Origin of the sequence: Pseudomonas akapageensis, assembly GCF_011355085.1 — a bacterium.
Classification (GTDB): Bacteria; Pseudomonadota; Gammaproteobacteria; order Pseudomonadales; family Pseudomonadaceae; genus Aquipseudomonas; species Aquipseudomonas akapageensis.
On sequence record NZ_VXCP01000018.1, the window covers coordinates 23,057 to 48,652 of the forward strand.

Genomic DNA, 25,596 nt, shown 5'->3' on the forward strand with positions numbered 1-25,596 from the left:
GAATTGTTCGTTTTCCACAAACAAAGTTGTCGCTTTTCCTGCGATTGTTGCCGGGATCTCCCACGCCTATCGTACGACCCAATACAAAAATAACAACAACTGGAGTCCCTTCGATGCGAGTTGGATCAAGCCCGACAATCAGCGCTGCTGGCCTGGGATTGTGCGTCCTGGGTGTATTGACCCCCATGGTCAGTGCACAAGCATCCGGCATCCCCTATGCAAGCAACCGCCCGCAAAGCTTTCAGTTCAGCTCGGACTTCACCGAACCCTACAACTCGGTCGGCCAGGAGTTCGAATGGAACGACGACAGAAAGCGCTTCGATGATCATGGCGACAAGGTCGACGGTCCCGGCACCGACACCTACGTTGGCCTGACCTCGCTGCTGCACTACTGGAAGATGGACGGCCTGCCCAATACCGGCTTCATCGCCAGCATCACCCTCCCGGAAATCGCCGTGCGCGGCAACGGCACCCGCGTCAGTGGGCTGGGCGACCCGTTGGTGGGCGGCCTGGTCTGGTACAACCCGACGCCCTTGCGCACCATTGGTATGCAGGCCTACGTGCAACTACCCACCGGGGCCGACTCGGTCAGCAGCGATACCTACGCCCTGTGGCCGTCGCTGTTCTATGACGAATGGCTGGGCAAGGTGAACATCGACCTGTTGGTGGGCGCGATCATCCGTGGCGACGGCCCCCATGGCACCGATCCCGGCAACACCGCCCACGCCAACCTGCGCCTGGGCTACAACATCCTCGACCGACCGACCTACCAGGTCACGCCGTTCATGAGCGTCGACTACCAGAAAACCTACAGCTCCGACGACCGTGACAACAACCCCATCACCTTCTCCGACTCCAACGAAACCGCAGTCGGCGCCGGTGTGCTGTTTCAACTCAAGCCCGGCATCCAGAGCGTCATCCCGCAGAAAACCTGGGACCAGGTGTCCATCCACTACTCCCAGGGTGTGAACGGTCGCAACACCACCGTCACCGACGGCCTGTTCGTGCAGCTCTGGCACTACTGGTAAGCGCCGAACGCTGCCTGTGTTTCCCACGCCCACATTGAACACTCCTTGCAGGACACTCCAATGAACAACGAGCACGAAAATCTCTCCCTGTCGCGCCGTACCTTCATCAAGGCCGCCGGCGCCAGCACCGCGGTCGCCGCCCTCGCCGGCGTGGCCTCCCACGTCATGGCCAACGACTCCCTGCCCTTCGACAGCGAACACGACATCGTCGTCTGCGGTGGCGGCGGCAGCGGCCTGCCGGCGGCATTGTTTGCCCGCTGGCTGGGCAATGACGTGGTCATTCTGGAAAAGGCTGCAAGCCCCGGCGGGACAGCAGCAAAAGCCGCGTTCTGGTACTGGGTGCCGAACAATACGCCCATGCGCAATGCCGGCCTGGTCGATGCAAAACCCGATTACATGCGCTATGTCGCCCGCCTCACTCGCCCGCAATCCTATGACGCCTCGTTGCCCAAGCTGGGTCTGTCGGATTGGGAATATGAAATGTGCGAAGCCATCTACGACAGCGCGGCACCGGCTGCCGACCTGCTGGCCGAGCGCGACGCCCTGACCTACCGGCATTGCCCGGACGTGCCGGACTACTGGGCCGAGCTGCCCGAAGACAAGGCGCCCAAGGGCCGGGTACTGGTGCCCAAGGACGCACGCGAAAGCATGTCCGATGGCGGGCGCGTGGCGATTCGTACCCTGACCGCAGCGGCCAAGCGCGACGGCGTGAAAATCCGCACGGGCGAGCGCGTCATGAAAGTGATCCTCAACGACAAGGGCGAAGCGATCGGCGTCGAAGTCGAGACCGAAGAAGGCGCGCGCTTGCGTGTGAAAGCGCGCAAGGCGGTGATCTTCGCCACCGGTGGTTTTACCCACGACCCGGAGCTGCGCCGCAACTTCCTCAATGCACCGGTTTACGGTGGCTGTGCGGCCTTGACCAACGAAGGCGATTTCGTGCGCATCTCCAGCGAGCTGGGCGTGCAGCTGCGCAACATGAACTACGCCTGGTCATGCCCCATCCTGCTGGAAAAGGCCCTGGCCAAGGACGGATCCATGTCCGGCATTTTCACCATGACCGGTGACTCGATGCTGATGGTCAACAAATACGGCAAGCGCGTGGTCAACGAAAAGACCGTCTACAACGACCTGGTGCCGACCTTCTTCCAGTGGGACGGCAACAAGTCCGAATACCCGAACCTGGTGATGTTCTCCATCTGGGACCAGCGCGCCCAGGACTACTGCCACAGCGATGAATACGGCTCGCCCATCGTGCCCAAGGGCGGCAACGACCGCCATGTGGTGCGCGGCGAAACCCTCGACGAACTGGCCAAGGCCATTGCCGAACGGCTGGACACCCACGCCTCCGCCATTGGCGGCATGAAGCTCGCCCCCGACTTCGTCGCCAACCTGAAGGCCACACTCAAGCGTTTCAATCAAATGGCGCGCAAAGGCAAGGACCTGGATTTCGCCCGTGGCGAGCTGGCCGTGCAGAAGCTGTTCACCGGCCCGGTCAAGCCGGGCAGCCAGGGCAACACCACCCTGTACCCGCTGGCCGAGAAAGGCCCGTTCTACGCCGCGCTGATTACCGGCGGCAACCTGGACACCAAAGGCGGCCCGAAAACCAACAGCCACGGCCAGGTCCTGAACAACGACAACCAGCCGATCCCCGGCCTGTACGGCATCGGCAACTGCGTGGCGTCCGCCTCCGGACGCGCTTACTGGTCCGGTGGCTCGACCCTGGGCCCCATCATCGGCTTCGCCTATCGCGCGGCCAACCAGGCTCACACCGAACCGAGCCGGGCCTGATCCCTGGGAGCATTGATATGACGCGCCTTCTTCAACGCAGCCTGTTCCTGGCGGCCATCGCCCTGAGCGGCATGGCCCAGGCCGATGACCTGGCCATGGGCCAGAAACTGGTGAGCAACCATTGCGCCGGTTGCCACACCTTCGAAAAAGACGGCCCGCCCGGCCAGGGCCCGAACCTGTTCGGGCTGATCGGGCGCAAGGCCGCCAGCCAGACCAACTTCACCTACAGCAGCGCCTACAGCAACAAGATGGCCGGGAATGTCTGGGACGAAGCCAGGCTCGACGCCTGGTTGACCGATGCCCAGACCCTGGTCCCGGGCAGCGCCATGGTCTATTCCCAGGACGACCCGGCCAAGCGCCAGAAAATCATCCAGTACATCAAGTCGCTGCACTGATTGCAGCCTCAACGCAGCACGGAGACAGACATGATCAGCACCCAGACCATGACCGACGAACAACGCAAATCGGTCGCCCTCGAGTACCTCAAGGCCTTCGACAACGGCGGCATCACCTCCACCGGTGGTAGCATCCTCGACCTGTTCGCCGAGGACGCCCAGGTCCTGTTCCCCAAATGGGGCCTGGCCACCGGCCGTGACCAGATCGGCCGGATGTTCGGCGACCTGGGCGCGCGACTGAAGTCGATCACCCATGACTACGCCCATTTCAACTGGATCTTTTCCGGCGGCGATACGCTGGTGTGCGAAGGCACCAGCCACGGCGAACATATCGAAGGCCGTTGGCGTGCCGGGGTGCCGACGCCAGCGGCGGCCGGCTATTGGTGCGACGTGTTCGAGATTCGCGACTTCAAGATCCAGCGTTGCTTCATCTACCTGGACCCGGATTACGGCTTCCAGGATACCGCCCGCTACCCTTGGCTCAATCGCTGAACCCGGCCCGCTCCTGCTCCGGCTGCGCCCCCGACCTAACCCCTGGGTTGGGGGCGCATTGAAAGCCCGGATTCTGTAGGAATTAACCTAAGCTTTACCGCCATGCCGCCGATAACCCTGACAAGCCGTTCTTTCGCGAGCAAAAGCCGCCCGCGATCGAGCAACGGCATGTCGGCAAGTTGTGGCGTCGCCAACATTCTTGTCATTGCCTCCGGACTCATTTTTTACTCCCCTGACAGGAATCTCGATGCTGGCGTGGAACAAAAAAAGCTTTTTGATCGTCGATGATTTCACCGATTTTCGCAGCTCGGTCAGGTCGATGTTGCGCGAGCTGGGGGTCCAGGAAGTGGATATCGCCGACACCGGCGAACAGGCGCTGCGCCTGTGTTCGCAAAAGCGCTATGACTTCATCCTCCACGACTTCAACCTCGGCGATGGCAAGAAGAACGGCCAGCAGGTACTCGAAGACCTGATGACCGATAAGCTGATGAGCCACGAAAGCGTGTTCGTCATGGTCACTGCCGAGAACAGCCAGGCCATGGTGATGAGCGCCCTGGAGTGGGAGCCGGATGCGTACCTGACCAAGCCGTTCAACCGCGCCAGCCTGGCCCAGCGACTGGAGAAGATCATCCAGCGCAAGAACCTGCTAAAGCCGATCCTCCAGGCCCTCGATCGCGGCAAGCCGGCCGAGGTATTGGCAGCCTGCATTCAGCTGACCAAGCAAGATCCGCGTTTCGCCCCGCTGTGCCTGCGCTACAAGGCCGACGCCCTGCGCGATCTGAACCAGCACGAACCGCTCGAAACCTTCCTCAAAGGCATCCTCGCCGACCGCCCGCAGCCCTGGACCTACTCCGCGCTGGGCAAGTTGCTGTTCAAGCGCGGTCGCCACAGCGAAGCCCAAGTCATCTACGAGCAGGCGGTCAAGGCGTTCCCGATGATGCCGGTGCTGTACGACGGCCTCGCCGATGTGCTGGTGGCTGCAGGCGACGGCAAACGCGCTCAGCAGGTGCTGGAGGATGCAGTGCGGCTGTCGCCATTTGCCGTGCGTCGCCAGCGCCTGCTCGGCAAGCTGGCGATGAACAACGAAGACTTCGAAAGCGCCTCCAAGGCTTACCGCCACGCGGTGTCCCAGGGTCAGTTCTCGCGCTTCAAGGACCCGGAAAGCAATCTCGGCCTGGCCCAGGCGCTGATCAATAAATGTGGCGACCGCGGGCTGGATGCGCGGACCCGGGTCGAGATCAACCAGACCCTGACCGACGTCACCAAGGAACACACCGACGACGCGGGCGTGCAGGTACGGGCACGCTTGATCAAGGCCACCAGCGTCCAGTCGTCCGACCCGGAGATGGCCGCCAAGCTCACCGAACAGGCCATGGCGCGGTTCGAAAGCATGGATCATTTCCTCAGCGCCGACGCCGCTCTGGCCGTCGCCCTGCAGCTCAAGCAACTGGGCCAGGAAGACGCCGGCGCCGGCATTCTGAAGATCTGCGCCGAAGTCTATGGCGACGATCCGGTGGTGATGAAAAACATCGCCAAGCAGACCGACGACCCGGAAATCCTCGGCACCGGCAAGGTCGCCATGGACCTTAACCTGCAGGGCATCCGCAGCTATCGCGGGGGCAATCTCGCCGAGGCCCAGGACCTGTTCCGCCGCGCCCTGGCTCTGCAACCGAAGAACATCAGTATTGCCCTGAACATGGCCCAGTCGCTGTTGCACCTGGGCGTGCAGCACCTCGGCGCGGCCGGACTGCAAGAGTGTCAGGCCTGCCTGAAACTGGTCGGCAAGATGCCCGAAACCGACTCGCGTTTCGAGCGTTATCAGAAACTGCGCAGCAGAGCATTTGGCGTATGACAGATCTCGATCAGGGGCTCGATTTTTCCATGGTGATCGCCTCCACCGTGCACGACATGAAAAACTCCCTGGCCAACCTGATGCACGCCCACGGCCAGTGGGTGACGCAACTGCCCGAAGATCAACGCGGGGTGCCGGAGCAAGGCGTCATCAACTACCAGTTCGCCCACCTCAACAGCATGCTGGTGCAATTGCTGGGGCTGTACAAACTGGGCGTCAACCAGTTGCCCCTGCGCCCCGATTACCATGAACTCGACGACTTCCTCGAAGCGCAACTGGCGCTGCACGAGGAAGTGCTCAACAGCCGCGGCATCGTTGCGCGCTATGAGGTGGATGACTTTGGCTTGCCGGGGTTCTTCGATCGGGAGCTGATTGGCTCGGTGGTGTCGAACGTGGTCGTCAATGCCATCCGCTATGCGCGCAAGGAGATCCTGCTCAGCGCAGGTGAGGTGGACGGACAACTGGTGATTACCATCAACGACGATGGGCCGGGGTTTCCTGCGCAGCTGGTGGAGAATCAGACCGATTACGTGCTGGGGATCAATCAGCACAGTGGCAGTACCGGTCTGGGGCTGTACTTTGCTGCGCGTATTGCGCGCCAACATCAGCGCCAGGGTGCGCGGGGGCGGATCGAGATTGCCAATGGTGGCGAGCTGGGTGGGGGCAAGTTCAGTATCTATTTGCCTTGAGGAAATTTCCGGTCATGTAGTCGCAAGGCGCATTTTCAAAGAGGTGCTAGGCTCAGAAACCATCCGCCCTTGAGGAAGTGACCGATGAACAAAGCCAAGCACTGCAACAGCATCACCGAAGTCCGCGCTCACATCGATCAGATCGACAAGGAACTGGTGGCCCTGCTCGCCGCTCGCGGCGGATTCGTCAAGCAGGCTGCCCGTTTCAAGAAGAATGATGAAGAGGTCAAGACATCCCAGCGCGTGGAACAGGTACTGTCCAGAGTCAAGGCGCTGTCGCTGGAGCTGGGGGCGCATCCGGGGGTTACCGAGCAGGTGTACCGGACGATGATCGGGGCGTTTATCGAGGTGGAACGCAATGAGCATGCGGTGTTGGTTGCTCGGGCGGAGGGCCGTTAAACCGCTATCGCTGGCAAGCCAGCTCCCACAGGGGTTCGCGTCGGATCTAACACCAGTGATCCCCTGTGGGGGCGGGCTTGCCCGCGATGAGGCCCCTAAGGCATCACCGGCGGCACATACTGCAACGTCGTCCCCAACGCCCACAGCAGCACCAGCACCAGCGGCACGTGCACCAGCAACTGTACGAACGAAAAGCCGATCAGATCCCGCGCCTTGAGTCCCAGCACACCCAGCAGCGGCAGCATGTAGAACGGGTTGATCAGGTTCGGCAAGGCCTCCGCCGCGTTATAGATCTGCACTGCCCAGCCCAGGTGGTATTGCAGGTCGTTGGCCACCTGCATCACATAGGGCGCCTCGATGATCCACTTGCCGCCGCCCGACGGGATGAAGAAGCCCAGCACCGCCGAGTACACGCCCATCAACAGCGCATAGGTGTCGTGGGACGCGATCTGCACGAAGAAGGTCGAGATGTGGTGCGCCAGGGTCTGGGCATCGCTGCCCTTGACCGTGGTCAGGATGGCCGCGATCGAGCCGTACAGGGGGAACTGGATCAACACGCCGGTGGTGGTCGGCACGGCCCGGGACACCGCGTCGAGGAAGCTGCGCGGGCGCCAGTGCAGCAGCGCACCGAGCATGATGAACAGCAGGTTGTAAGTGTTCAGGCCGGAGATGGCGGTGATGGCCGGCTTGGTCGAGAACTCGTGGTACAGCCAACCGGCTGCCAGGGCCACCAGCAGCAGGATCAGGATCGGGCTGTATTCCAGCCACTCGCCGGGGCGGGTGCGCTTGGGCGACGGTGGCAGACTGAAGGATGGGTCGACGCCACAGGCTTGCGCATCACGCGCCGAGCCCGGCCCGGGCGCGGTGGCATAGGCGATCACCAGCGACACCAACACCAGGGCGCCAAGCATCACGCCCGACTGCCAGAGGAAGATGGTTTCGGTAAACGGGATCACCCCGGTGATGGCCAGGATCGAGGGCGGCAGGCTCGCGGGGTTGGCTTGCAATTGCGCGGCCGACGACGACAGCCCCAGGGCCCAGACTGCGCCCAGACCCAGGTAGGCGGCAGCACCGGCGGCACGATAGTCCATGTGCAGGTCGGTACGGCGCGCCAGCGCGCGCACCAGCAGGCCGCCGAACACCAGCGATAGCCCCCAGTTCAGCAAGGAGGCGACCATGGAAATCAACGCCACCCAGCACACAGCCGAGCGACCGTTTTTCGGCAGGAGCGCCAGACGGTCGATCAGTTTCACCGCGGGTGGCGAGCTGGCGACCACGTAACCGCCGATGACCACAAAGGCCATTTGCATGGTGAACGGGATCAGGCTCCAGAAGCCATCGCCGAAGGCAGTGGCGGTGGCCGTGGGTGCGGCGCCCATGGCCATGGCGGCAACCGAGACGATGATCACGGCCAGGGCGGCGAATACCCAGGAATCGGGAAACCAGCGCTCGGCCCAGTTGGAGCAGTGCAAGGCGAAACGGGCGTAGCGGCTGTCTTCGATGTCGGCGGCGGCCATGGGTCCTTCCTTGTTTTGGTGTCGTTATTGGCGGGGATTTGTGGGGTGTCAGACAGGACGAATCGCGGGCAAGCCCACTCCTACAGGGTCCGTGCCATACACCAATATTCGGTGCGACACGGCCCCTGCAGGAGCGGGCTTGCCCGCGATGAGGCCCCTACAAATGCTGAAGCTTAGAACGTCATCTCGACCACGTCGTCCGGCACAATCAATTTGCCGGCCGTCTTGGCCACGATCTCTTCAACACTGACCCCCGGCGCCGTCTCGCGCAGGATGAAGGCGCCGTCCTGGATCTCCAGGTAAGCCAGGTCCGTCAGCACCTTGCGGATGCAGCCGGCGCCGGTCAGCGGCAGGCTGCACACCGGCAGCAGCTTGGACTCACCGTCCTTGGACGCGTGGGTCATGGTGACGATGATGTTTTCGGCGCCAGCCACCAGGTCCATCGCCCCGCCCATGCCCTTGACCAGCTTGCCAGGGACCATCCAGGAGGCGATGTTGCCTTGCACGTCGACTTCGAAGGCGCCGAGCACGGTCAGGTCCACATGGCCGCCACGGATCATGGCGAAGGAATCGGCCGAGTTGAAGATCGAGGCGCCGCGGCGGGCGGTTACGGTTTGTTTGCCGGCGTTGATCATGTCGGCGTCGATGGTCGCTTGGGTGGGGAACTCGCCCATGCCGAGCAGGCCGTTTTCCGATTGCAGCATCACGTCGATGTCATCGGGGACGTAGTTGGCCACCAGGGTCGGAATACCGATGCCCAGGTTCACGTAGTAGCCGTCTTTGAGTTCGCGGGCAACACGCTGTGCCATTTGTTCGCGGGTCAGTGCCATGGTCAGGATCTCTTGTTGTTCTGTTCGGGTGAGTGACGCAACTGCAGCGAGCTGTCAGTCCCTGGTGGTGCGTTTCTCGATGCGTTTCTCGAACGTCCCTTGGATCACTCGATTGACATAGATACCCGGGGTATGGATTTCGCTGGGCAGCAATACGCCCGGCTCGACGATTTCCTCGACTTCGACCACGGTGATCTTGCCGGCAGTGGCGACCAGCGGGTTGAAGTTCTGCGCGGTGTTGCGGTACACCACGTTGCCATAGTGGTCGGCCTTCCAGCCCTTGACGATGGCGAAGTCGCCGGTGATGGCTTCTTCGAGAATGTAGTGGCGGCCGTTGAAGTCACGCACTTCCTTGCCTTCGGCCACTGGGGTGCCGTAGCCGGTCGCGGTGTAGAACGCCGGGATGCCGGCACCGCCTGCGCGCATTTTCTCGGCCAGGGTACCCTGGGGGGTCAATACCACTTCCAGTTCGCCGCTGAGCAGCTGGCGTTCGAATTCGGCGTTTTCACCGACATAAGAGGCGACCATCTTGCGGATCTGGCGGTCTTCGAGCAGCACGCCCAGGCCAAAGCCATCGACGCCGCAGTTGTTGGAAACCACGGTCAGGCCGGTGACGCCACGGCGTTTGATTTCGTTGATGAGGTTTTCCGGGATACCGCACAAACCGAAACCGCCGGAGAGTACAGTCATGTTGTCGGTGAGGCCTTCGAGCGCCTCTTCGTAGGTGTATACGCGCTTGTCGAGTCCGGACATGCTGGTTCGCCTTTTGTAGTTGTAGGGGCCGACATTAGGCTGTCGGAAGCGTTGGAGGCATCTTCACCCGGTTGGAATAATTTGTTAATTTTGTTTTTTTGATAAATTCATTGGCTTTTCAAATTAATGAACGTCAAACAGCTCCGCGCCTTCATCGCCGTCGCCCAATGCCTGAGCTTTGCCCAGGCCGGCGAACGGCTGCACCTGTCGCAGCCGGCCCTGAGCCTGACCATCAAGGCGCTGGAAGACGACCTGGGCGGCCCGCTGCTCAGCCGCACCACGAGAAGTGTAGCCCTCACGCCCGAGGGCGAGACGCTGCTGCCGCTGGCCAGGCAACTGCTCGCCGACTGGGACAACACCGAGGAGCTGCTGCGCCAACGCTTCACCCTGCAACTGGGAAGGGTCGCCATCGCCGCCATGCCGGCCTTTGCCGGCAACATGCTGCCCCGCGCACTGAAGGTGTTTCGCAGCCGCTACCCACGGGTCAATGTGGTGGTGCACGACGTGATCAACGAACAAGTACTGGAGCTGGTCCGCCATCGTCGCGTCGAACTGGGGGTGGGCTTCGAACCCGAATCCAGCGAGCCGTTGATATTCAAGCCGCTGTACCTGGACCACTTCGTCGCGGTGGTCCCCACCGACTCGCCCCTGGCACAAAAGGCCCAGATAACCTGGCATGAACTGCTGCAGGAAGACTTCATCGCCCTGCAACGTCCGTCGGCGGTGCGCCTGTTGCTGGAACAGCATCTGCTGGCCGAACATGGCAAATTGGCGGTGGCGTTTGAAAGCCACCAGTTGTCGACCATTGGCCGCATGGTGGCCAACGGGTTGGGCGTGAGTGCGGTGCCGGCGTTGTGTATCCAGCAGATGCAAGAGTTGGGGGCTTGCTGCGTGGGGCTGGTGGAGCCGACCATCGAGCGGCGTATCGGTGTGACGATGCTGGCTGATCATAAACTTTCGGCAGCGGCTACAGTTACGGCGGTGTCCACAAATTCCAGTCTTGAAACAGAGGTTGTTGCATGCGCACACTCGAACTCGCTGGCAAACAGGTATCAGTGATCGGCCAGGGCACCTGGCACATGGGCGAAGACCGCCACCAGCGCGACGCGGAAATCGCCGCCCTGCGCCTGGGCATCGACCTGGGCATGAACCTGATCGACACCGCCGAAATGTACGCCGAGGGCGGTGCCGAAGAGGTGGTCAGCCAAGCCATCGCCAGCCAGCGCGACCAGGTGTTCCTGGTCAGCAAGGTCTACCCCCACAACGCCAGCCGCAAGGGCATCCCGGCGGCCTGTGAGCGCAGCCTCAAGCGGCTGAATACCGAGTTTATCGACCTGTACCTGCTGCACTGGCCCGGCCAGTACCCCCTCGAAGAAACCGTCGAAGCCTTCGAACGCCTGCGCGAGGCCGGCAAGATCGGCCGCTGGGGCGTGTCCAATTTCGATCTGGACGATATGCACGCCCTGCCCTCACCCGCCTGCGCCACCAACCAAGTGCTGTACAACCCTGAAGAGCGCGGCGTCGAGTTCAACCTGCTACCCTGGATGAAAACCCGCCGCATGCCCTTGATGGCCTACTGCCCGATTGCCCGGGGCGGGCGCTTGCTGGGCCATCCGGCCCTGCTGGAAATCGCCGAACACCACGGCGCGACACCGGCGCAGATCTGCCTTGCCTGGGCCGCGCGCCAGGACGGGGTGATCGCCATTCCCAAGGCGGTCAAGCCCGAACATGTACGCCTGAACGCAGCTGCGGCCCTGCTGACACTGCGCGCCGAAGACCTGCGCGCCATTGACCGTGCCTTCCCGCCGCCGTCGCGCAAGAAAGGTCTGGCCATGGTCTGAAATCAGTGAAAATCGCGGCTGCGCACATCGAGCCCGGTCAACAGCGGCGTCAGGTCTTCCAGGCGTCGGGCGATCACGTGGCGCACGCCGTCGACCGCTTCGAAACGGCCATACACCTTCAATAACCGCGACTCGATCAGGGCCCGCCGCTGGCGCTCGGCCAGAGCCTTCCAGACCACCACATTGACCATGCCGTATTCGTCTTCCAGGGTGACGAAGGTCACTCCGCTGGCGGTCTGCGGGCGCTGGCGGCCGGTGACCAGCCCCGCGATCGACACCACATCGCCATGCTCGGCGGCCAGCAAGCCCTGGGAGCTGCGGCACCCTCGCGCATCCAATTGGCGGCGGATCAACGTCAAGGGATGCGGCCCCAGGGTGGTGCCCACCGTCGCATAATCGCTGTACAGGTCCTGGGCCACGCTCGGCACCGGCAGCGCAACTTTCACCTCCGGCTCCCGCTCAAGCCCGGCGAACAACGGCAATTGCTGCTCCACCGCCGCCACCTCCCAGCGCGCCAGGTGCCGGTGCCCGGCCAACCCCGCCAAGGCCCCCGCATCGGCCAGCAACTCCCGGGCACGGGCATCGAGCCGGGCGCGCTCGCTGAGCTCGACCACATCGCTGAAGTCGCCCTCGCCCCGCGCCTGTTCGATGCGCCGGGCATCGTCCTCGCGAAAGCCGCGGACCATGCGCAAGCCCAGACGAATCGCCATCTGCTCGCCCTCACTGGGCTCCAGCGTGCAATCCCAATCGCTGTACCGCACATCCACCGGCCGGTTCTCGATACGGTGCCGCCGCGCATCCTGCAGAATCTGGTCCGGGCTGTAGAACCCCATCGGCCAACTGTTGATCAGGGCGCAGGCATAGGCGGCCGGTTCATGGCACTTGAGCCAGCAACTGGCATAGGTCAGCAAGGCGAAACTGGCGGCATGGGACTCGGGAAAGCCATAGCTGCCAAAGCCCTTGATCTGCTCGAAGATGCGCGCGGCGAACTCGGCGCTGTAGCCACGCGCGAGCATGCCTTCGGTCAGGCGCTGCTGATGCGGCTCCAGCCCGCCGTGGCGCTTCCAGGCGGCCATGGCCCGGCGCAACTGGTCGGCTTCGCCCGGGCTGTAGCCGGCGGCGACGATGGCCAGCTCCATCACCTGCTCCTGGAACAGCGGCACGCCGAGGGTGCGCTGGAACACCTTTTTCAGTTCTTCGGAGGGGTACACCACCTCCTCCTCGTTATTGCGCCGGCGCAGGTAGGGGTGAACCATGTCGCCCTGGATCGGCCCGGGGCGCACGATCGCCACCTCGATCACCAGGTCATAGAAATTCTTCGGCTTGAGCCGAGGCAGCATCGCCATCTGCGCCCGCGACTCGATCTGGAACACGCCGATGGTGTCGGCGCGGCCGATCATTTCGTAGGTGCGCGCATCTTCGGAAGGAATGGTCGCCAGGCTCAGGTCGCGACCGCGATAACGGCGCAGCAGATCGAAGCTGCGGCGCAGGGCACTGAGCATGCCGAGGGCGAGAATATCCACCTTGAGCAAGCCGACCAGGTCCAGGTCATCCTTGTCCCACTGGATGATGGTGCGCTCGTCCATGGCCGCATTCTCCACCGGCACCAGGGTGTCCAGCGGCTGCTCGGAAATCACGAAACCACCCGGGTGCTGGGACAGGTGCCGGGGAAAGCCGATCAACTCGCCGGTCAGTGCCAGCACCCGGCGCAGCACCGGGCTGTCCGGGTCGAAGCCGTTTTCACGCAGGCGTTCGGGTGACGGCAGCCGGTCGCTCCAGCTGCCGCAGCAATCGGCCAGGGCGTTGATCTGATCACCGGGCAAACCCAGTACCTTGGCGATATCCCGCACAGCCCCCGAGGCATGATAGGTGCTGGCCACGGCGGTGAGCGCGGCGCGGTTGCGGCCGTAGCGCTGGAACACGTACTGCAGCACTTCTTCGCGACGCTCGTGCTCGAAGTCGACGTCGATGTCCGGCGGCTCGTTGCGCTCGCGGGACATGAAGCGCTCGAACAGCATGTTCATCCGCGCCGGGTCGATCTCGGTAATGCCCAGGGCGAAACACACCGCCGAGTTGGCCGCCGAGCCCCGGCCCTGGCAGAGAATCTTCTGGCTGCGGGCGAAGCGCACGATATCGTGAACGGTGAGGAAATAGCTCTCGTAGCCCAGCTCGGCAATCAACGCCAACTCGCGCTCGACCAGGTCCCGGGCCTTTTGCGGCGTGCCCTCGGGCCAGCGCCAGCGCATGCCCTCCTCGCTCAAATGACGCAGCCAGGAACTGGCCGTCTGCCCTTCAGGGACCAACTCGCGGGGGTATTGATAGCGCAACTGGCCAAGGTCGAACTGGCAACGCCGGGCGATGTGCAGCGACGCCTCCAGCAAGGCCGGCGGGTACAACTCTGCCAACTGTTCCAATGGTCGCAAGTGGCGCTCGCCATTGGCGAACAGCAAGTGCCCGGCGTCGGCCACCGTGGTGTGATGACGAATCGCGGTCATGGCATCCTGCAACGCCCGCCGTCCGCGCGCATGCATGTGCACATCGCCCGTGGCCACCGCCGGAATTCCCACGGCAGCGGCCAGCGACAGCAACTGCTGCAAGCGCTGACGGTCATCGGGGCCACGGTGCAATTGCACGGCGAGCCACAAGCGCTCGCCGAACACCTCGCGCAACCAGCGCCCCGGTGCGGGGTCGGTGCAACTGTGCGGCACCCACAGCGCCAGTAGCCCCTCGAGCGAGCCGCCGAAGTCCTCGCGCAACAGCTGGTACTGGCCCTTCTTCGCCCGGCGTCGGCCCAGGGTAATCACCTTGCACAGCGCCTGATAACCAGCCAGGTTCTCCGCCAGCAACACCACCTTGGGCCCGTCGTCGATCTGCATTTCACTGCCGACAATCAACGGCAGCCCGATCTCCCGAGCCACCTGCCAGGCGCGAACGATCCCGGCCAGGGTGCACTCATCGGTAATCGCCAGGGCTTCATACCCATGCCGCCTGGCCCGCTCGAACAACTCCCGGGCGCTCGATGCCCCGCGCTGAAAACTGAAGTTGGACAGACAATGTAGCTCCGCATATCCCAGGCTCATGCGAACCAACCTTGCAGGAGCAACGGCCCCGCCTCGCCCACCACCTTATAGGCCCAACCACGCTGGCCGGAGGCGGTTTCGATCAGGTAATAATCCCGGCGCACATCGCCGCCGTCCCACCAGCCCGACTCGATGCGCTCAGGCCCGGCCAGCACCCGAGGTCGAGCCTCGGTCAGGGCGACTGGTTCAGCCAGCAACCAACCGGGCCGCGCCACCTCGGCAACCGGCACACTGACCTTGCTCGCACTGCCCGGCCGCCAGGCGCATTCGGGTCGGTGGTCGGCATGGGCCTGCAGCGCCTGCACCGCCTCATCGCCAAGCCGGGCACGCAAGCGCTCGCGCAACTGCTCCCAGGGTTGGCTCTGCTGCGGCCGGGCATCGAACAGCTCGCCCAGGGCCGGCACGAAATTGGGCAAGTCCCGCGCCTGCAACCGCACCGCACGCACCGGCTCGGGAATGGTCACCTGCTCCAGCCGCCCACGGGCCAATTCGAACAACATGCCCGCCTCACGCTCGGCGCCAAGCAGACCGACCACCACCTGGGTGTCCTCGGCCTGGGCATGCTCAAGATGCAAGATAAACCGCTGCACCGCCCCATCGCGCCCGGCCAGGAACGCCGACAGATCGCTGATCAACCGCCGCAGCGGAAACAGCAACGCCTGATGGGATTCCACATCGAAATTGAGCTCCAGCCGTGCATCGAAAAAATCCGGCGGCGTGTAATAGTCCAGCGCCTGGGCGCGCAGACCGGTCAGGCGATCCAGGTGCTGCAGCACCTGCGCCGGAAAGCGCTTGGCCAACGTCTCCCGAGGCAACGCCAGCACCTGGCTGACACTGTTCAAACCCATCCGCGCAAAGGCCCTGGCCACTTCGGCCGTGAGCCCCACCCGATCGATCGGCATCTGCCGCATCGCCTCACGGGTTTGCTCCGCATCGGTCACCGCCAACCCATCGTGCACATTGGCCAACATACGCGCCGCCACCGGATTACTCGCCAACACAATGCGATGACGAAACCCCAACCCCGTCAGTTCCTCGCGCAAACGCGCCTCGAACCGCGGCCACGGCCCGAACAACGCCAGGCTGGATTCAACCTCCAGCAACAGCACACGCGGGTAATGCAGACTGACCTGCGAACTGAAGCGATAAGCCCAGGCCGCCAGAAACTGCTGCCACTGCTCCACCGCCGCCGGGTCGTACTCCACACACTGAAAATCCCGCACCAGCGCCTGCGCCGCCGTCAGCGACTGCCCCGCGCGCAAACCCAACGCCCGCGCCGCCGGGCTGACCGCCTGCAGCACTCGACGCTGGGCCGGGCCACTGAGCAGAGCCAGCGGCGCATCCGGGTCATCACGCCGGCGCAGTACGCCGTCCAGTGCCAATTGCGGCAACAAAATACAAGCCCACAACATGGCAACCTCAAGACCGCCCGGCGAACGGGATCGGCGCGGTGCGGGCGCGGGTGAAGGTGGGGATTGTGGTGCTGCGGGGAGATAAAGTCGTCATGGAGTACATTTGTACTCTTGTAGGAGATTTCTGACTAGTCCCTTCGATCAGAAGGGCAAATACCTCCATGAAATCGAGCCAAATCAAATGGATGCAGAAAGCAAAAATCGACCAGGACCAACCAATAAAACGGGCCCCCTGCGGCCCCTGTAGCCGCTGCCGCCAGGCTGCGCTGAGGTCCGCAGGACCTCCATTGCGGGAATTCACCTGCCTGCAGACATGGCTGCATTTGCTCGCTTCAGCATGCGCGAACGCCAAAGAGAAGAGCCGCTGCGGCAGCGGCTCAACTTGGGAAAATAATCGAGGATTTAATCGCCAGGATCAAAAAACCAGACGTCCACGAAACGACGGCTATTGATCACCAGCCTCTGGGCCAGGCGCCTGTCAATCAAAGGTATATTTGCCTTCGAGCATGAACGCGGGCTCTCTCCATTTGGGCCCCCTGACAATTCCGCCCCCGCTATATTTGATAAAGCCGGCGTTGCTCATACTTTTGACGACGCTCAATAGCCCCACAACATCTGTCACATGAGCATAGTTAGCTCTATTATAAAAACCATCGAGCTGAGGAAAGGAGATACCCAACTCATTCTTGGTGAAAAATAGAATTACTTCTTCAGGCTTTTCGTTGAGTACAATTGCTCTTATGATGCTCATCGCTTTTCTCCTACCATTTTCTTATACTCTTTTTCCCTTTGCTTTTCATCCGCCTCTATAGCGTCAGGTGTATAGAGCAATTCAAAAGCATCCTTGAGCTTGTAGTCTTCCAGTGTCGCAGAATGAGTATTATTCCAAGTGACACCATCGTCATTCGGGTATACACCGTCAGCTACCCCCTAATGTTCTGAAACGCTCCAACTCTCTGAGTTCATGAGTATAAAAACGCTTGTCGACATCCAGAATTGCCAATTCACCCCGCAGGATTTTTTCCAGGCGGTCAATCATGATGGCATTGCCGTCCGAAGGACTGAAGCGTCCCGTATGCAATTTCACCAGATCAATACCCGCTTGCGTCACTGTAGCACTGCTCCAATCCAGATCCAGGATTGCCCCCCCGGCTTTGGCGGGATTGAATGGTCGATCACTGTACTTTCCTCTCGTGGTTGCCCCTTTATAAGGACTGTTGAAAACAACGTAGATTGGCGGCAGACCGCTCTCGACCGGAAAGCAGTAAATGCAATCCCTGAAATCCGGCAATTCAACAGCGGGCAACGGTTCAGGCTGCACGAGCAATGGCGTCAGCGTAACGCCAGTGTAGATCGGTACCTCCGCGGGATGGGCGGGCGAAGTCGTCGAACTGCTTCCCAATTGAATAATGGGAAAGCTGAGAGTAATGGGCCGCGTATCATTAGACGTGAAACTGTAGCTACTGGTCGTCGGATCGAACACCAAGGCCCGCACTGGCACTTTTGCCGAAACGTTCCCTCCGGCCGGGGTTGCAATGAGCGTGTATTGCCCGACGTCGCCATAGATCCGATAAGGAAGGTCAATGGTTCCTTCGACAGCGGCGATTTCATTCAGGTTAGACGGCAACACCGGCAAAAGTGTGCTGCCAGGCAGGCTGAGTGTCGTCTGAGGATAGCGTTCACCGTTGCCAAGAGCGGGTGAATAGAACAAGGCTCCAATGCCAACGGCAGTAGCGCGACCGAGAAATGCTTCCCCCAATCCGCTCAACAACTGAATTCCTTTACGGATCGCTGCTCCGAAGGTCCAACCGTTGGCGATGTGGATGACAGCAGCACCTGCTACGGTTCCAATCTGTGCGGTTTGGCCAATAGGTAGCCTGAAGGTGTAGGCAGCTTCGCCCTTGGCCAAGGCGGAATCGATTACAGCGTCTACCTCCGTGGCAGCATCTTCCAGAATGGAAATGGCTTCGGCGAGGATTCGTTTAACGTAGGCGGCGGTCAGTGATCTCAGGAAATCTTCATAAAAACCTCGTCGATCGGCGCTATGTTCTTCTGCATCCACGTAGGCCGCAAAGAGTTCGGAACTTTCGGAACTGCCCAGTGACAGAGCATCTATGCCGAAAAAAACATTCGCCTCGTACCAGCTTTTGTTCAACCTGGCCTTTTGCAAAAGATCAACGATGAACGCTTTGTTTTTTAAAGCAACCTCCAGTGTATTGGGCTGTTGCCTATCAATGGCTGAAGCTATACGTCTCTCCAGCTCGCCTCGAACATTTGATGTACTGCCCGAAAAAGCATTCCCTATTTGACCTTGAACTGAAAGGCCTATTGCCACCAGCTTTGTGTATGCGTCGCGATCATTTTTCACACTTTCAACGCTGTAGGGCGTGGTGACCGGCGGAACAGCCCCATCCCAAAATAAAATACTATCGAAACCCGAAGGAAAAGTTTGACTCCCTCTCGGTGGCGCAGGCAGAGAGTCGGGCGTTATCGAAAGCGGAGGAAGAGTGATGGGTTCTTGCATAAGGTGCTCCGTGCAATAATATGAATTCCGTGAGACAGACAAGCCCCTAAGCTTTGCCGCTATAATGGGATTATTTCAATTTTAAAATATTAACTGCATTTGTCGCGCGCGGAAATCGGATTTAAATTTAAGTAATTCCTGAGATTCCCAGCAAAACATTCTTACAGCGAAGGTGCCGAATTCACTCGGCTATATGCGGGCTGCATTTTGTCATCATGGAGCACATCTACACTCTTGTAGGAGATTTCGGGCGACCCCCTCTGACTGATATTAATTCGTTTCAACGTAATACCACCCAGCAAATGCTGGATATTTAGCGCGCTCCCTTACATTGACCTTGTCGCTCACGCCCACCTATAGTCACTCAATCCACATGCCACCCATGCCCCCATGAGCCAAGCCGCCCTTATCAACCCCACGCTACTCACCTGGTCCCGCGAGCGCGCCGGCCTTAGCGCTGAGGATGTGGCCAAAAAACTGCCCACGAAACCGGGTCGCGTTCTGGAATGGGAGGCTGGCGCAAGCAAACCCACGTTCAAGCAGGCACAGCACTGGGCAAACATCGCCCACGTTCCGTTTGGTTTTCTCTTTCTCAAGGAGCCACCGGCCGAAAGTCTGCCCCTGCCAGATCTGCGTACGGTAGGCGGCGTTGCACCGTTGCGTCCCAGCCTCAACTTGCTGGATACAGTGAAGGACGTGCTACGCAAACAGGCGTGGTACCTGGAGTACCTACAGGAACAGGACAGCGCTCCCCTGCCCTTCGTTGGCAGGTTCACAACCCAGACTTCGGTCAAGGACGTGGTGGCCGATATCCGACACACCCTGGGAGTAGATCCTGAAGCGTCGCGCCTGAACCATGACGCTTATGTACGCACCTTGATCGATGCCGCCGAAGCTGTCGGCATACTAGTCATGCGCAGCGGCATTGCCCTGGGCAATACTCACCGCAAGCTGGATGTTGCCGAGTTCCGAGGCTTCGCCATCAGCAACGCCCTGGCACCTGTCGTGTTCATCAACAGTGCCGACGCCGACAGCGCCCGCCTGTTTACGCTGATGCACGAACTTGCCCATATCTGGATCGGCAGCAGCGGCGTGTCCGATGGCGGCAACCCCGGCGGTCGCCGCGAAGAAGCCTTTTGCAATGCCGTGGCTGGAGAGTTTCTCGCCCCTGAGCAAGCGTTCCGAGCAGCCTGGAAGAACGACATCGACTGGCAGGACAACTTGGCCCCGCTGGCCGCTCACTTCCACGTCAGCACATTGGTGATCGGTCACCGCGCGCGTGACCTGGGTTACATCAGCAACGATCAATACGGGCTCTACTACCGCCAAATACTCCGAGCCTTCCAGGACAAGGATGGCGGCGGTGGTGATTACTACCGCACCGCAAAAGCCAAAAACAGCGCACGCTTGAGCAGAGCCGTAGTGACAGAAGCAATGAGCGGCCAGATGCTGCTACGCGATGCGGGCAGACTGCTCGGCGTGCAACCTGCCAACCTTAAGACCTATGCCAACAAGCTCACGGATGAAGCATCTACTAGACGCCAACACCCTCATTGAAGCCAAGAATCGCTATTACGGCATGACCATCTGCCCCGGGTTTTGGTCGTGGCTGCTTCTCCAAAACCAGGCACTCGAATTGGCCAGCATCATCTCCGTCAAAGACGAGTTGACCAGAGGCAAGGACGACCTGGCCGAATGGGCCAAAGACAATGCAACCCTGTTTCACGACATCAGCGATGACTCAACACAGGCTGCATTTGGTCAAATCGTTGCGGCCATTGCAGAACAGAGTGGCAGGATGAAGGTCGGTGCGCTGGATGAGTTTCTCGCCGGTGCCGATCCCTGGCTGATTGCTAAAGCCATGACCACGGGGGCAACCGTTGTTACCCATGAAGTGCTGAATCGGGAAGTGAAGCGCAAGTTCATCATCCCGAATGTGTGCGAGATGTTCGGCGTTCCGTATATGAACACTTTTGAGTTGCTGAACAAGCTTGAGGCGCGGTTGGTGCTGGCAAGTTGATCTGCCAGGTACACAGCAACCTCACGCCCGCCCGGCAAACGGAATCGGCGTCGACGACGCCAGCCCACCCCGACACTTGAGCACCCGCCACTGGGCCGGACGCACATCCACGGCAATGCGCAGCGCCGCCGGCGACGGGTTATGCGCCTCCTGCTGCGGCCGACAGGCAAACGCCAGGGTCTGCCCCGTTTCCGCCGCCACCTGCAAGCGGCGCAAGGCACGGTCATCCGCCTTCTGCGGCCAACACAACACCGCCCCGCAACTGCCCGAACGCAAACACTGCTCCGCTGCCCACAAGGCATCGGTGCCCCGTGCCTCGATCAACGACAACCAACGCAGATCCACCCCCGCCGCCTGCCACGCCGGCGGATACGGAATAAACGGCGCCCCCACCAACACCACCCGCTCACCGCTGCCGGTCAACCGCGCCAGGCTCGGCCACAACAACTGCAACTCGCCACAACCATTGGCCTCCAGCAACAACTCGGTCAACGCCGACGGCGGCCAGCCACCCGTGGGCAACGCCGCATCCAGCACCGCATGCCCGGTCGGCTGCACACCGACCGCAGGCGCACTCGGCCGGCCCTTCCAGACCCGCCGCTCGTCCAGCAGCCCGTCAAGACTGACCACGGCGCCCATCAGCCGCGCCTCACCAGGCCGCAGAACACGCCTTCGATCTCCAGCTCCTGATCCGGCGTGACCACGATCGGCGCATAGGTCGGGTTGCGCGGCAGCAAGCGCACACAGTCGCGGCTGCGCTCGAAACGCTTGATCGTCACCTCCCCGTTCAACCGCGCCACCACAATCTGCCCGTCACGCGCCTCGGGCTGACGCGAAATCCCCACCAGATCGCCATCGAGAATGCCGTCCTCGATCATCGAATCGCCGAACACATGCAACAGGTAATCCGGCGTGCGCGAGAACATGCGGCTGTCGAGCATCAGTTGCTCATGAATGTCCACATCCGGCCCGATCGGCGCACCGGCCGCGACCCGGCCCAGCACCGGGATCTCCAGCAACTCGGGGCGCTTGCCCTGGTGCACCAGGCGGATGCCGCGGGCCTGGTTGGGCGCGACCTCGATGAAGCCGGCTTCGGTGAGGGCCACGATGTGCTTGCGCGCCACGCTGCGCGAGGCAAAACCGAAGGCCTCGGCGATTTCGGCCAGGCTCGGCGGCTGGCCGTGATCGGCGATGCGGTCGCGGATGAAGGTGAGGATGGCGGCGCGGCGAGGAGATAGAGTAGTCATGGAGTACATTTGTACTCTTTCAGAGGATTTCTGGCTAGTCCTTTTGGTCTGGCTCCCCCAATACTCGGTTTGATCTAGGCTTGCATGAAATCACGCGGGAGAAAAACACCATGTCCCTCGCCCTCAGAAATCTATTGGCCTTTGCTTCGGCAGTCTGTTTTTGCACGGCAGCGTGGGGCCAAGGTGTAGCAGACACCCATCAGCCACCAGCCATACTCCCGCTGGAATCTGAAACGGTGCCAGAGCTCATTGCCTATCCGCCGCTTGCCGAGCCGCTCGCCCGCGGCGTGGTCATTATCCAATATCGAACAGAGCACGCCAGGATCATGCCGGTATTCGGCAAAGCGGCTGTTGATGTATCACCACGACTCGGTCACCTTCATGTGACCGTAGACGATTGGAAAGGTACATGGGCGCACACCAGTGAAGACCCGATTATTGTGGTTGGACTGACACCCGGCGCTCATAAGGTTCTTCTTGAAGTGGCCGACCCGACTCACAAGATCCTCACCAGTACGGTAGTGAGTTTTACCGTTCCGGAGAAAAAACCAACTGAAGCCCCTCACATTGACGAGGGTCACGCAGTAAAACCATAACTGTTGAGTATTTATGGTGATTGATGAAAAACCCTTCGAAAAGGGCTTTTCACTGTACGCCGCGAGTACTCAGCTTGGCTGTTTGACATAGCGCGCCAGTTGCTGGTCGCGGCTCATGACATCCAGCGTTGCGCTCAACACCTGTTCCCCGGTCACGTCGGGAGCGGAGAAGATGGTGGAGAAGTTCGCCTGGGCAACCTGGGCGAAGTGGGCCCGATCGCCCTGCTCGATACCCAGCAAGGTGGCATATGCATCCAGGGCTTCGCCATGGCCTTGGGCCATGTCTTCGGCAACAGTATCGAGCATGCCATTCATGGCCAGCCACGACTTGCCACCGTAGCCGAGACGGACGCTGGAGTCGCAACCATTGGTACCCGAAGTCAGGCCGAAAGTGGCGTTACCGGAGGTGCCGTTGGTGGTGGTAGCCAGCAAATGAGGGCCCAGGCCACTCTTGCCATCGAAGAGCATATTGCCCCAGCCGCACCCTCCTCCACCGGCCTGTGCCGCGTGTGCTACCACGCCAGCCGTGCTGAGAAGCCCGAAGATCAAGACTTTGCCGATCAGTTTCGTACCCATGGTGTGTGTTCCTTGGTCATTACTCGTTGGCCAACTCCCACGCGCGATGACTCGTACGACTTCCTAACTGAACGACACGCGAATTACTTGAGGTGTAGGTGAAGTTGCCAGGCTTTTCAAATTTGAAATGCCAAACACATCACTTGCGCCTCCACAATCGGCTTGAATCGCCCCACGTTTGGTAGAAATCTCGAACAGCTATCGGCTGTAGCGCCGCAGCTTCAGGTGTCGCGACGAGCAGAAGGGTCTAGCCCCGGCGAACAGGTTCGCCGAAGATCCATGTCACAGTGAGGCCCTACCCTAGCGCGGATTGGCCCCTCTACTTCTGCTGCCTGCTGCCTTTGATGTTGCCGACAACCCCGCCGGCGACGGCGCCGACCGCGGCGCCAGTCCATCCACTGCCACCGGAGATCGCGGCAATGCCAGCGCCGGCCGCAGCACCGATGGCCGCACCACTCACCGTCCCCTGCTGCTTGGCGTTCATCGAGGTGCAGCCGATCACACTCGCTGCGGCGAGGACTATGGCAAACAATTGCAACCTCTTCATGTTCACCTCCGCTACTTATTCTGCTTCAGACCGGGCAGGACCATCTCGAACCAGATGGTCTCGATGACGGGCCGCTTGACTCGGTCGGGATTGGCGGCGTACCACTGGTTGAGCCCTTCGCGCACGGTATCGAGCGTTTGGCCCTTCAAGCCCCGGCCGAAACGTGGAATCAGGCTGTGTTCATCGGACGGCGGCTTCGCCCCATAGTACGCTGCCTCCACCTCGTAGGCATTGGCGATGCCGATGAGATAGACCTTCTTGAGCTCCTCCGACGACTGCATCCATTGCTCGCCGGTGATCATGGCAACCCCCTCGGCGCGGGCAACTCCCGATGCCGTCACCAGGGTCACCCATACCACCCATACCAACGTGCCCCATCGCAATGCTCTCATCGCCTTCCCTCCTCGCCAGGATGAACCTCAACGCCTGCAGCTCGTTTCTTCGCCTCGCCCTTCCATAATCAGCCGGTAACCCCGGGCCTACAGACAAGTCTAGATTCCTGAGCGAGGGACGCGATGTTTTGACAGACGTCCGGCCACACTGGCGAGGATCGCCGTTGGAGCGAATGGGTGCTCAACCTGTGCTAGCGAATACCAGCCCCTGCCAGGGACTCAGGCGACCACTGCGCCTTGGACAGCGAATTGATGTAGTGGATGCCGCCATAAGGGCCTACCACACCGTTGATGTTGTAGGAACCACCGACCAGGTCGTAGATCATGTATGGCGTGGAGTCCGGAACCTGCTTGTCATAGCTCTGGCTCAGGAAAGCGAAGGATCCACGGTAGAGCTGGCCACGGGCGTCGTACTGGTCAGATGCCAGAGCGACCCAGCTGTCTTCGTCCAGGTAGAAGCGGCGTTTCTGGTACACGTGACGTGCGCCGGGCTTCAGGTTGCCTTCCACGACCCAGACGCGATGTTTCTCCCAGCGCACCATATCCGGTGCCAGATGGTTGGAGGTGGTCAACGACTTCGGATCCTGGGCGTAGGTCAGCTTGTAGGTGTTGTAGGGCACGATCATTTCCTGCTTGCCCACCAACTTCCAGTCATAACGATCCAGCGCGCCATTGAACACAAACACGTCGTCGTAGGTACCGGCGCCGGCCGTACCCGGGTTTGGCGTGTCGTAGGCCAGGCTCGGGGCCAGCTTCACTCGACGCTGGCCAGGCAGGTACTGCCAGGCGCGGCGCGGCTGTTCGACTGCGTTGGCAGAGTCTTTCAGCATGATGGCTTCACCGGCGCGGCGCGCCGGCCCGGTGTAATACAGCTTGATCTGGTAGTACACGTCGGAGCTGGTGATCGGCTGCGCCATGTTCTCGTAGACCGGGTAGGTAATGAACGCTTGGGCAGTAGTCGCCAGACTGGCCACGCCGGCCGAGTCGACGTTCCAGGAGTCGTACTTGGCATTGATGTTGACGCCCTGGTAACGCAGCAGGAAGTTCCACATCGCCTCGGCGCCCGAATGCGGAATCGGGAACGGCACGCCCGGCAGGACGTTGTCGATGGCCAACCCGCCTTCGAGGGACTTGGCGCCGGTGGCGTTCTTCACGCTGTTATCCAGTATCGCCTGGGGCATTACTACGGTGCGGTGGGTCGGATAAACATCGATACGGTAGCTGGGAAATCGCTTGACCAGCTCCCGCGTGGTGGCAGTGAGTATGCCCTGGTACTGTTCGACGTTCTTGCCGTCGATCACCAGCAGCGGCTTTTCGCTGGCAAAGGGGTCGGGGCGCACAGTGTCGCCCGCCTTGAAGCTGGCCGGAGCGGTGGTCAGGCCGCCGCTGTAGGCCGGAATGGAGCCATCGGCATTACCAGCCTTTTCGGCCCCCACCAGGGTCAGGCTGGTGCCCAGCCTGGCCACCTCTTCAGGGGAAACTGCGGCGTGCACCGCACCTGTGAAAACCACTGCAAGCGAAGTCGCCATCAAACTTTTCACGAACATCATCTCGTAGAACTCCTGCCCGGGAACCGGGCAATGCGAATGTTTAGAAGGTGGTTTTCAAGGTCAGGTAC

At 61.2% G+C, this 25,596-nt stretch carries 25 protein-coding genes; 12 read left to right on the forward strand and 13 right to left on the reverse strand.

Features of this window, described 5'->3' with window-relative positions; translation table 11 throughout:
* The first annotated feature begins 113 nt into the window (after positions 1-113).
* The 7 genes from F2S13_RS14660 (at position 114) to F2S13_RS14690 (ending at position 6,643) form a co-directional block, all read left to right on the forward strand.
* A complete protein-coding gene (locus F2S13_RS14660; RefSeq protein WP_166361983.1) occupies positions 114-1,028 on the forward strand; it encodes a transporter in 915 nt (304 codons plus the stop codon).
* 60 nt (positions 1,029-1,088) lie between these two features.
* On the forward strand, positions 1,089-2,816 hold the full coding sequence (locus F2S13_RS14665; protein ID WP_166361985.1) for an FAD-dependent oxidoreductase: 1,728 nt from the start codon (positions 1,089-1,091) through the stop codon (positions 2,814-2,816).
* 17 nt (positions 2,817-2,833) lie between these two features.
* Positions 2,834-3,211, forward strand: a complete 378-nt coding sequence (locus tag F2S13_RS14670) for a c-type cytochrome (protein ID WP_166361987.1) — start codon at positions 2,834-2,836, stop codon at positions 3,209-3,211.
* A 30-nt stretch (positions 3,212-3,241) separates the two neighbouring features.
* Positions 3,242-3,703, forward strand: a complete 462-nt coding sequence (locus F2S13_RS14675) for a nuclear transport factor 2 family protein (protein WP_166361989.1) — start codon at positions 3,242-3,244, stop codon at positions 3,701-3,703.
* 247 nt (positions 3,704-3,950) lie between these two features.
* Positions 3,951-5,555, forward strand: a complete 1,605-nt coding sequence (locus F2S13_RS14680) for a tetratricopeptide repeat-containing response regulator (protein WP_166361991.1) — start codon at positions 3,951-3,953, stop codon at positions 5,553-5,555.
* Positions 5,552-6,244, forward strand: a complete 693-nt coding sequence (locus F2S13_RS14685) for a sensor histidine kinase (RefSeq protein WP_166361993.1) — start codon at positions 5,552-5,554, stop codon at positions 6,242-6,244. Before F2S13_RS14680 ends, F2S13_RS14685 begins: the two co-directional genes overlap by 4 nt.
* Positions 6,245-6,328: 84 nt before the next feature.
* The gene (locus F2S13_RS14690; RefSeq protein ID WP_166361995.1) at positions 6,329-6,643 is read left to right on the forward strand and encodes a chorismate mutase; all 315 of its coding nucleotides are present in this window, start codon (positions 6,329-6,331) and stop codon (positions 6,641-6,643) included.
* Positions 6,644-6,738: 95 nt separating this feature from the next.
* Here the strand turns inward: F2S13_RS14690 and F2S13_RS14695 are convergent, their stop codons facing one another.
* The 3 genes from F2S13_RS14695 to F2S13_RS14705 all read right to left on the reverse strand — a co-directional run bounded on the left by F2S13_RS14695 (position 6,739) and on the right by F2S13_RS14705 (position 9,743).
* Positions 6,739-8,160: a short-chain fatty acid transporter gene (locus F2S13_RS14695; protein ID WP_166361997.1), complete on the reverse strand. Its 1,422-nt coding sequence runs from the start codon at positions 8,158-8,160 to the stop codon at positions 6,739-6,741.
* 173 nt (positions 8,161-8,333) lie between these two features.
* Complete coding sequence (locus F2S13_RS14700) at positions 8,334-8,990, reverse strand: CoA transferase subunit B (RefSeq protein WP_166361999.1); 657 nt, start codon at positions 8,988-8,990, stop codon at positions 8,334-8,336.
* Between the two features lie 54 nt (positions 8,991-9,044).
* On the reverse strand, positions 9,045-9,743 hold the full coding sequence (locus tag F2S13_RS14705; RefSeq protein ID WP_166362001.1) for a CoA transferase subunit A: 699 nt from the start codon (positions 9,741-9,743) through the stop codon (positions 9,045-9,047).
* Positions 9,744-9,869: 126 nt separating this feature from the next.
* Between F2S13_RS14705 and F2S13_RS14710 the strand changes: the two genes are divergently transcribed.
* Positions 9,870-10,802, forward strand: coding sequence for a LysR family transcriptional regulator (locus F2S13_RS14710; RefSeq protein ID WP_246237897.1), 933 nt, complete (start codon positions 9,870-9,872; stop codon positions 10,800-10,802).
* A complete protein-coding gene (locus F2S13_RS14715; protein WP_166362003.1) occupies positions 10,763-11,584 on the forward strand; it encodes an aldo/keto reductase in 822 nt (273 codons plus the stop codon). The genes F2S13_RS14710 and F2S13_RS14715 overlap by 40 nt, the downstream gene beginning before the upstream one ends.
* A 2-nt stretch (positions 11,585-11,586) precedes the next feature.
* On the opposite strand, the gene F2S13_RS14720 is transcribed toward F2S13_RS14715, so the two are convergent.
* The 4 genes from F2S13_RS14720 to F2S13_RS14735 all read right to left on the reverse strand — a co-directional run bounded on the left by F2S13_RS14720 (position 11,587) and on the right by F2S13_RS14735 (position 18,600).
* Complete coding sequence (locus F2S13_RS14720; protein WP_166362005.1) at positions 11,587-14,664, reverse strand: error-prone DNA polymerase; 3,078 nt, start codon at positions 14,662-14,664, stop codon at positions 11,587-11,589.
* Positions 14,661-16,076: a Y-family DNA polymerase gene (locus F2S13_RS14725; protein WP_166362007.1), complete on the reverse strand. Its 1,416-nt coding sequence runs from the start codon at positions 16,074-16,076 to the stop codon at positions 14,661-14,663. Before F2S13_RS14725 ends, F2S13_RS14720 begins: the two co-directional genes overlap by 4 nt.
* A 478-nt stretch (positions 16,077-16,554) precedes the next feature.
* Positions 16,555-16,827 carry a hypothetical protein gene (locus F2S13_RS14730; protein ID WP_166362009.1) on the reverse strand — a complete coding sequence of 91 codons (273 nt, stop codon included), beginning with the start codon at positions 16,825-16,827 and terminating at the stop codon, positions 16,555-16,557.
* 168 nt (positions 16,828-16,995) lie between these two features.
* Entirely contained in the window at positions 16,996-18,600 is a 1,605-nt protein-coding gene (locus tag F2S13_RS14735; RefSeq protein ID WP_246237898.1) for an S-type pyocin domain-containing protein, read from the reverse strand.
* Positions 18,601-18,990: 390 nt separating this feature from the next.
* On the opposite strand from F2S13_RS14735, the gene F2S13_RS14740 reads away from it, so the two are divergent.
* Positions 18,991-20,157: an XRE family transcriptional regulator gene (locus tag F2S13_RS14740; protein WP_166362011.1), complete on the forward strand. Its 1,167-nt coding sequence runs from the start codon at positions 18,991-18,993 to the stop codon at positions 20,155-20,157.
* Positions 20,123-20,620 (forward strand): DUF4411 family protein, encoded by a 498-nt coding sequence (locus tag F2S13_RS14745; protein ID WP_166362013.1) that lies wholly within the window; start codon positions 20,123-20,125, stop codon positions 20,618-20,620. Before F2S13_RS14740 ends, F2S13_RS14745 begins: the two co-directional genes overlap by 35 nt.
* Before the next feature lie 21 nt (positions 20,621-20,641).
* Here F2S13_RS14745 and imuA read toward each other — a convergent pair whose 3' ends face one another.
* The gene (imuA, locus tag F2S13_RS14750; RefSeq protein WP_166362015.1) at positions 20,642-21,259 is read right to left on the reverse strand and encodes a translesion DNA synthesis-associated protein ImuA; all 618 of its coding nucleotides are present in this window, start codon (positions 21,257-21,259) and stop codon (positions 20,642-20,644) included.
* Positions 21,259-21,876, reverse strand: a complete 618-nt coding sequence (gene lexA / locus F2S13_RS14755) for a transcriptional repressor LexA (RefSeq protein ID WP_166362017.1) — start codon at positions 21,874-21,876, stop codon at positions 21,259-21,261. Before lexA ends, imuA begins: the two co-directional genes overlap by 1 nt.
* Before the next feature lie 101 nt (positions 21,877-21,977).
* On the opposite strand from lexA, the gene F2S13_RS14760 reads away from it, so the two are divergent.
* Positions 21,978-22,463 carry a DUF6130 family protein gene (locus tag F2S13_RS14760; protein WP_166362019.1) on the forward strand — a complete coding sequence of 162 codons (486 nt, stop codon included), beginning with the start codon at positions 21,978-21,980 and terminating at the stop codon, positions 22,461-22,463.
* A gap of 69 nt (positions 22,464-22,532) precedes the next feature.
* On the opposite strand, the gene F2S13_RS14765 is transcribed toward F2S13_RS14760, so the two are convergent.
* From F2S13_RS14765 to F2S13_RS14780, 4 genes are all read right to left on the reverse strand, one after another.
* Positions 22,533-23,039 (reverse strand): DUF3015 domain-containing protein, encoded by a 507-nt coding sequence (locus tag F2S13_RS14765; RefSeq protein ID WP_166362021.1) that lies wholly within the window; start codon positions 23,037-23,039, stop codon positions 22,533-22,535.
* Between the two features lie 319 nt (positions 23,040-23,358).
* Positions 23,359-23,586 carry a YMGG-like glycine zipper-containing protein gene (locus F2S13_RS14770; RefSeq protein ID WP_166362023.1) on the reverse strand — a complete coding sequence of 76 codons (228 nt, stop codon included), beginning with the start codon at positions 23,584-23,586 and terminating at the stop codon, positions 23,359-23,361.
* A gap of 11 nt (positions 23,587-23,597) precedes the next feature.
* Entirely contained in the window at positions 23,598-23,978 is a 381-nt protein-coding gene (locus F2S13_RS14775) for a hypothetical protein (protein ID WP_166362025.1), read from the reverse strand.
* A 191-nt stretch (positions 23,979-24,169) separates the two neighbouring features.
* Complete coding sequence (locus tag F2S13_RS14780; RefSeq protein ID WP_166362027.1) at positions 24,170-25,528, reverse strand: DUF1329 domain-containing protein; 1,359 nt, start codon at positions 25,526-25,528, stop codon at positions 24,170-24,172.
* Positions 25,529-25,596 lie beyond the last annotated feature (68 nt).

Bases quoted from the DNA above. Each gene is read 5' to 3' on its own strand.
- F2S13_RS14710 (WP_246237897.1), top strand. From the start codon at position 9,870: ATGAACGTCAAACAGCTCCGCGCCTTCATCGCCGTCGCCCAATGCCTG.
- F2S13_RS14725 (WP_166362007.1), bottom strand. From the start codon at position 16,076: ATGTTGTGGGCTTGTATTTTGTTGCCGCAATTGGCACTGGACGGCGTA.
- F2S13_RS14690 (WP_166361995.1), top strand. From the start codon at position 6,329: ATGAACAAAGCCAAGCACTGCAACAGCATCACCGAAGTCCGCGCTCAC.
- F2S13_RS14685 (WP_166361993.1), top strand. From the start codon at position 5,552: ATGACAGATCTCGATCAGGGGCTCGATTTTTCCATGGTGATCGCCTCC.
- F2S13_RS14765 (WP_166362021.1), bottom strand. From the start codon at position 23,039: ATGGGTACGAAACTGATCGGCAAAGTCTTGATCTTCGGGCTTCTCAGC.
- F2S13_RS14735 (WP_246237898.1), bottom strand. From the start codon at position 18,600: ATGCAAGAACCCATCACTCTTCCTCCGCTTTCGATAACGCCCGACTCT.
- F2S13_RS14770 (WP_166362023.1), bottom strand. From the start codon at position 23,586: ATGAAGAGGTTGCAATTGTTTGCCATAGTCCTCGCCGCAGCGAGTGTG.
- F2S13_RS14700 (WP_166361999.1), bottom strand. From the start codon at position 8,990: ATGGCACTGACCCGCGAACAAATGGCACAGCGTGTTGCCCGCGAACTC.
- F2S13_RS14775 (WP_166362025.1), bottom strand. From the start codon at position 23,978: ATGAGAGCATTGCGATGGGGCACGTTGGTATGGGTGGTATGGGTGACC.
- imuA (WP_166362015.1), bottom strand. From the start codon at position 21,259: ATGGGCGCCGTGGTCAGTCTTGACGGGCTGCTGGACGAGCGGCGGGTC.
- F2S13_RS14740 (WP_166362011.1), top strand. From the start codon at position 18,991: ATGAGCCAAGCCGCCCTTATCAACCCCACGCTACTCACCTGGTCCCGC.
- F2S13_RS14780 (WP_166362027.1), bottom strand. From the start codon at position 25,528: ATGATGTTCGTGAAAAGTTTGATGGCGACTTCGCTTGCAGTGGTTTTC.
- F2S13_RS14680 (WP_166361991.1), top strand. From the start codon at position 3,951: ATGCTGGCGTGGAACAAAAAAAGCTTTTTGATCGTCGATGATTTCACC.
- F2S13_RS14705 (WP_166362001.1), bottom strand. From the start codon at position 9,743: ATGTCCGGACTCGACAAGCGCGTATACACCTACGAAGAGGCGCTCGAA.
- F2S13_RS14660 (WP_166361983.1), top strand. From the start codon at position 114: ATGCGAGTTGGATCAAGCCCGACAATCAGCGCTGCTGGCCTGGGATTG.
- F2S13_RS14745 (WP_166362013.1), top strand. From the start codon at position 20,123: ATGAAGCATCTACTAGACGCCAACACCCTCATTGAAGCCAAGAATCGC.
- F2S13_RS14715 (WP_166362003.1), top strand. From the start codon at position 10,763: ATGCGCACACTCGAACTCGCTGGCAAACAGGTATCAGTGATCGGCCAG.
- F2S13_RS14695 (WP_166361997.1), bottom strand. From the start codon at position 8,160: ATGGCCGCCGCCGACATCGAAGACAGCCGCTACGCCCGTTTCGCCTTG.
- F2S13_RS14675 (WP_166361989.1), top strand. From the start codon at position 3,242: ATGATCAGCACCCAGACCATGACCGACGAACAACGCAAATCGGTCGCC.
- F2S13_RS14665 (WP_166361985.1), top strand. From the start codon at position 1,089: ATGAACAACGAGCACGAAAATCTCTCCCTGTCGCGCCGTACCTTCATC.
- F2S13_RS14730 (WP_166362009.1), bottom strand. From the start codon at position 16,827: ATGAGCATCATAAGAGCAATTGTACTCAACGAAAAGCCTGAAGAAGTA.
- F2S13_RS14760 (WP_166362019.1), top strand. From the start codon at position 21,978: ATGTCCCTCGCCCTCAGAAATCTATTGGCCTTTGCTTCGGCAGTCTGT.
- lexA (WP_166362017.1), bottom strand. From the start codon at position 21,876: ATGTACTCCATGACTACTCTATCTCCTCGCCGCGCCGCCATCCTCACC.
- F2S13_RS14670 (WP_166361987.1), top strand. From the start codon at position 2,834: ATGACGCGCCTTCTTCAACGCAGCCTGTTCCTGGCGGCCATCGCCCTG.
- F2S13_RS14720 (WP_166362005.1), bottom strand. From the start codon at position 14,664: ATGAGCCTGGGATATGCGGAGCTACATTGTCTGTCCAACTTCAGTTTT.